This window comes from Hydrotalea flava, from assembly GCF_001623405.1.
Taxonomy (GTDB): Bacteria; Bacteroidota; Bacteroidia; order Chitinophagales; family Chitinophagaceae; genus Hydrotalea; species Hydrotalea flava.
Window position 1 is genome coordinate 1 of sequence record NZ_LUHG01000034.1, and the last position, 5,402, is coordinate 5,402.

Annotated in this window: 2 protein-coding genes; both read left to right on the top strand. The window is 36.6% G+C overall.

Features of this window, described 5'->3' with window-relative positions:
* Window positions 1-309 precede the first annotated feature (309 nt).
* Entirely contained in the window at window positions 310-2,904 is a 2,595-nt protein-coding gene (locus A0F92_RS01410; RefSeq protein ID WP_068240943.1) for an AAA family ATPase, read from the top strand.
* A 214-nt stretch (window positions 2,905-3,118) separates the two neighbouring features.
* The gene (locus A0F92_RS01415) at window positions 3,119-5,299 is read left to right on the top strand and encodes an ATP-dependent helicase (RefSeq protein WP_068240944.1); all 2,181 of its coding nucleotides are present in this window, start codon (window positions 3,119-3,121) and stop codon (window positions 5,297-5,299) included.
* Window positions 5,300-5,402 lie beyond the last annotated feature (103 nt).

The window sequence follows — 5,402 nt, forward strand, 5'->3', positions numbered from 1 at the left end:
TTTTTCAGCAACCATTTTTTCAGGGTTATTGCACAAGATTATGTTGGCTTGTTTCACAACTCCCAAAGCAGCTAACATGGGCTTGGCACTATGTCGGCGGACTGTAACGCAGTAGTTCGGCTGTAGTTATCTATCAGCTGTAGTTTAGGCTGACGGGGTTTTTTGGGGCTGTTTGTGGTATTGTAATCTTTTGTATATTTATTCAGCAATTGTTCCCGGCTGACGGTTTTTCAAATTCCGCCACATCGCCAAGCCCGGGGCGTTACCGGCAACCCTAAAAAGACAGAGCAAAATTAACGGACAGATAGCATGACAATAACACCTCTCAAGAATCAAATTATCAATTGGCTAAAGCACCAAGACTACTGGTTTCAGTATTCGGGAAATCGCTTGCTTGAAGGTGACAGTGTTTCTGATGAATTAGCCTCCGCCACATACAAACTTTTCTCAGAAGATTGGGAGTTAATTGAAAAGACAGAAGAAAGAGAAGAAATTATTTACTCGGAAATCGCAACAGCCGTTGCAGGTGCGACAAGTAATTTGAAATTGCGTTTAATCAGGGACATTAAAAACGTAAACAGATTGCAGCATGGACAAGCCATTGAGATAAACGAAAACTTGACTGTTGTTTATGGCGCAAATGGTGCAGGCAAATCAGGATATGTAAGGTTGCTAAATAACGCTTTTCTTTCAAGAGGCGATAAAAACATTTTGCATAATGTTTTTGACGAAACTGCAAGTGGCGAACCCACTTGCAGTTTCGTTTTTCAAACTTCGGGTGAGCCATATTCTAAAGTTTTTCCTGCTGATAGAGCAAGCTCTGAGTTTTCGCAGTTTGCAGTTTTTGATACGACTTGTGTGAGAGTGCATTTAGAGAATGACAACCAACTCAACTTTATTCCGACAGGTTTTGATTTTTTTGAAAAGGTTTTACAACTCTTTGAAGCAGTAAAGCAAAAAGCATTTGTAGACATAAGGGCTAACCGTCCAACCAACACATTCATTCCACTATTTACAAACGCAAACCATATTCAAGAAATCATTTTAAACTTAGGAGTTTCTTCAAATGAGGAAGCAATTATTAAGGCAGGAACTTTTACTGATGAAGATGTGGCTGAACTTGAAAGGATAAAAGCGGAAATAGAAAGGTTGAAAGGATTAAACATTCAGAAGCAAATTGCTGAACTTGAAAAACTCAAACAAGAAATTTCAGAATTTATGCATAGACAGCAAGCAATACTTGCTTGCTTAACTTCTGAAAAGATAAATTACTACTTGAATTTGATTGACTCATTTCATCAGCTACAAGCACTTTCAAGAGAACAAGGAATTAAAAGTTTAGAAGGATATGACATTGATTTAATCGGAAGCACAGAGTGGAGAGATTTTATTGTTTCTGCAAGAAGCTACGCTTCTGCAATTGAAGCAAACCGAAATGGAAATCCTCTTTACCCTTCTGAAAATGATAATTGTCTTTTTTGCTTACAACCACTTCAGGAAAAAGAAAACACTTTAGTAGATACTTACTGGCAGTTTTTGAAAAGCGAAGCGGAAAGAGAGTTGAACAGAATTATTCAGCGAATTAAAGAAGCAGTAAGCGAACTCAAAGGATTAAGTCCAGTAAAATTTGATGACACAATTTTACTTTATTCATATTTAACTACAGTTGCTCCTGACCTTGTAAAAAAATGGGAAGTGATTGTGAAAGAATCCGAAGCAGTTAGACAAAACCTAATTAAGAATCTGACAGCATTGAATAAGGATTTGCCCACCAAACAATTTGCAGAAAACACAAATGAGTTTCAGCCAATCACGCTGCATATTCAAACCACAATTGATGAGTTGATTGCAAAAAATCCTGATAGGGAAATTGCATCGCTTACATTTCAATTGAATCTGCTTAATGACCGATTGCTTTTAAGCAAACTATTAGACCAAGTTTTGACTTTTGTAAAATCTCATAATTGGGCAGCAAAAGCTGAGCAAGCGGTAGCAAGTGCTTTCAGAACAAACTCACTTACAACTTTTCAAGGAGCACTTTTCACAGAGCATATTACCGACAACTACACAAACACATTCAATGCTGAGTGTGATGTATTGAATGCTCCCAAAGTTGTGCGTATTGTTCAACGTAACGCCAAACTTTCTACACTAAGGAAACTGCAAGTTGCTGGACAGACAGCAAACAGAGTTTTAAGTGAAGGAGAACAAAGAGCCATTTCATTAGCGGATTTCCTAACTGAAATTCAGTTGAACCCAAGCAACACAGGAGTAATTTTTGACGACCCAGTTACATCACTTGACCATTTAAGAAAAACAGATATTGCAAAAAGAATTGTTGGGCTTGCAGCCCACAAACAAGTAATCGTATTCACACACGATTTACTTTTTGTAAATTTCTTAAAGAATTATTCCGAAGGTTTCGGACTACCATTTCAATGCCATTGGATTGAAACTATTTCAGACCATGTCGGAGTAGTTTCAAACAACAATAGCCCTGCAACCGAAGGTGATTACAAGACTGTAAGGAAGGCAACTGAAGCATGGCAGGTATCAAGAATAGCTGAACCAGAATTAAGAGAGCAAATTCTTAAAGACGGCTTCGCCTCATTAAGAACCAATTATGAATACTTCATAATTTTTGATTTGTTCAAAGCTGTTGTATTGAGATTTGAAGAACGAGTAAGTGTTGATAGATTGGGAGAAGTTGTTGTAAATCCTGACTTCACAGAAAAAGTCATTCAAAAAGTAGGGTTGCTTGGTAGGTACATTGAAGCACATTTACATAGTGATGTTTTCGGAGCAGTAAAGCCAACATCAGACGATTTGAAAAATGAGATTGATGCTTTTGTTGCTCTCAAAAAAGAATTGAAAGAAATTAGAGATAAAACATTCCAGAGCTGATATAATGTTTTACACTTGGGCAAATAGAAGGGCAGCCGGTAACACAGGTTTTGCGTCAGGCGGGTTGACGTGCAAACTTGGAGCTTTGTGCCTCTATTCAAGTGTAGTGCAGGTTGACAGTTTTGTGCTCCGAAACCCGCCCGAACGCAAAGCCCGAGAACGTTACTGGCAAGGCTAAAAAACGACAAAACCGTAATTAAACTAACAGATTAACGTGACGACAACTATAAAAACAAATCTAAGTGCATTAAACGACAGACAACATGAGGCTGTTGTAAGCGAAGACAAACGTCTTTTAGTTTTAGCAGGTGCTGGTTCTGGCAAGACAAAAACACTTTTACAAAAGCTAATTTATCTCATAGAAGAAAAAGGCGTTAGTCCTTCTAGCATTTTGGCAATCACTTTCACAAAAAATGCGACAAATGAAATGATTGACCGTTTAATCATTTCAGCCGACAATACAGGAGAATACGAAAAGCTTTTGTTTGACAAGAGAATAAGCAAGGTAGAGAAGGACAGAGAAAGATACCTTCAACAAAAAAAATACAAATGGATTGACGGCTTAACAGTAAAGACATTCCATTCATTTTGCTATAGCATTTTAAGAAACTACGGAGTAAACGAGTTTGATAATAAATTCAGAATAATTGGAGACGAGAAAAAAGATGAAGAAGATGAACTTTCAAAACACGTTGCTCCTGAAACAGTCTTTGAGGTAATTCATAAACTCTTAATTGAGCAATGTGAGGATACCGAGTACTTACTTCAACTAAAACGATATATCCTCGATTACATAATTGATAAAATCCACTTAAAGAAAGTAGACCCGAAATTTCTTCCAAAGGACGGCAAATACTTTACAACTCTTGATGGAACAAAAGTTCGTTCAAAGTCTGAACAATTCATTGCAGATTGGTTTTACAGACACAGTATAAAATATGAATATGAACCACTTTTGAACGTTAAAGACTTTTCGTTTCACCCCGACTTTTATATTCCAGACGCAAATCTTTACATTGAACATATCAGCGACAAAAGTTTTTCCACAAAGGATAAAGAAGAACAATTTCAAAAAGGCAATTTGCTACTTGTAAAGACCTTTGACAGTATGACAAGAGACTCGGCTTTATTTAATCATACACTAGACAAAATTGTAAAAAACAGATTGCCTTCCAATTATCACAAGACTGTTACACTCAACTTCAAGGAAGAATTTCACGGCTATCAAGAAGATGTTAAAGATTTCGTTCAACAAATCATGCGAATTACCGATATGATAAAGGTTGAAAATATTGATATTGACCTCGTCTTGGAAAATGCCCGAAAGGACCAACATGAAAGAGTTAGACACTTTTATGAACTTGCAATACCAATCGTCAAAAAATATATTCACTATTGCACGGACAAGTCTTATCTTGATTTCAATGATTTAATTTCAAGAAGTACGTCACTTTTTCATAATCACGAAGACATTGCAACCAAATACAAGAATAAATATGAATACATTCTTGTTGACGAATTTCAGGACGTAAACAATTTACAAGTTGAGTTAATAAAGTTATTACTAACTGACAAAACACAGTTGTTTTGTGTGGGTGACGACTGGCAGGGCATTTATGGTTTCAGGGGTTCTAATGTTAGTTACATTGTTGAGTTTGAAAATCACTTCACAAACGCAAGGACAATCAAATTAAATCTAAACTATCGTAGCACTCAAAATATAGTTGGGGCAAGTAATGAGGTAATTAAGAACAATAAATTCAAAGTTGACAAAGACGTTCAGGCGTCCAAGAAATCTGAACATAAAATTGTCGTATACTCAGGCAATAGCGAAGAAGAAAACATACAATTCTGTCTTGATAAAGTAAGAGAGTTGCTCGAAGACGGAATTAGCAATGATGAAATCTTATTCCTTTATAGAAGGAGTAAAATGTATTCACCATATTTCTACAGATTTAAAAACGAAGGAATCCGAGTTCAAGGTAAAACAATTCATGCTTCAAAAGGACTTGAAGCTAAAGTTGTATTTATCATTGGACTTACAGAAGGAAGTGGCGGTTTTCCCGACATTTGGCTTGAGGACAGAATTTTTCAAGTAATCAAAAAGGCTAACCATGACTTATTGATGGAAGAAGAAAGAAGATTATTTTATGTAGCTATTACAAGAGCCAAAGACAAACTCTTCTTAATTACCGAAAAAGGGAATGAATCAAGTTTTTTAAAAGAAATACCTGAAGCATTCACAGTTAGGACGACTTTACCAATAAAAGCTGTTGTTGACAAAGTTATAACTTGTGACAGTTGTTTTAGCCAACTTGAAAAACTATGGGTTGTTTGCCCTTACTGCGGACAAAAGGTAAAAGAGAACGGACATGAAAACAACTCGGACAGATAGAAGCCCAGCCAGTAACAGCATGTTGCCGCAATTGGCGGTGACATGCAAAATAGAAGCTGAGTGCTCCTATCAAACTTTTGCGCAGGTTGACAGTGAAGTGCTC

Coding starts and splice junctions, on each gene's coding strand:
- A0F92_RS01410 (WP_068240943.1), top strand. CDS start 310: ATGACAATAACACCTCTCAAGAATCAAATTATCAATTGGCTAAAGCAC.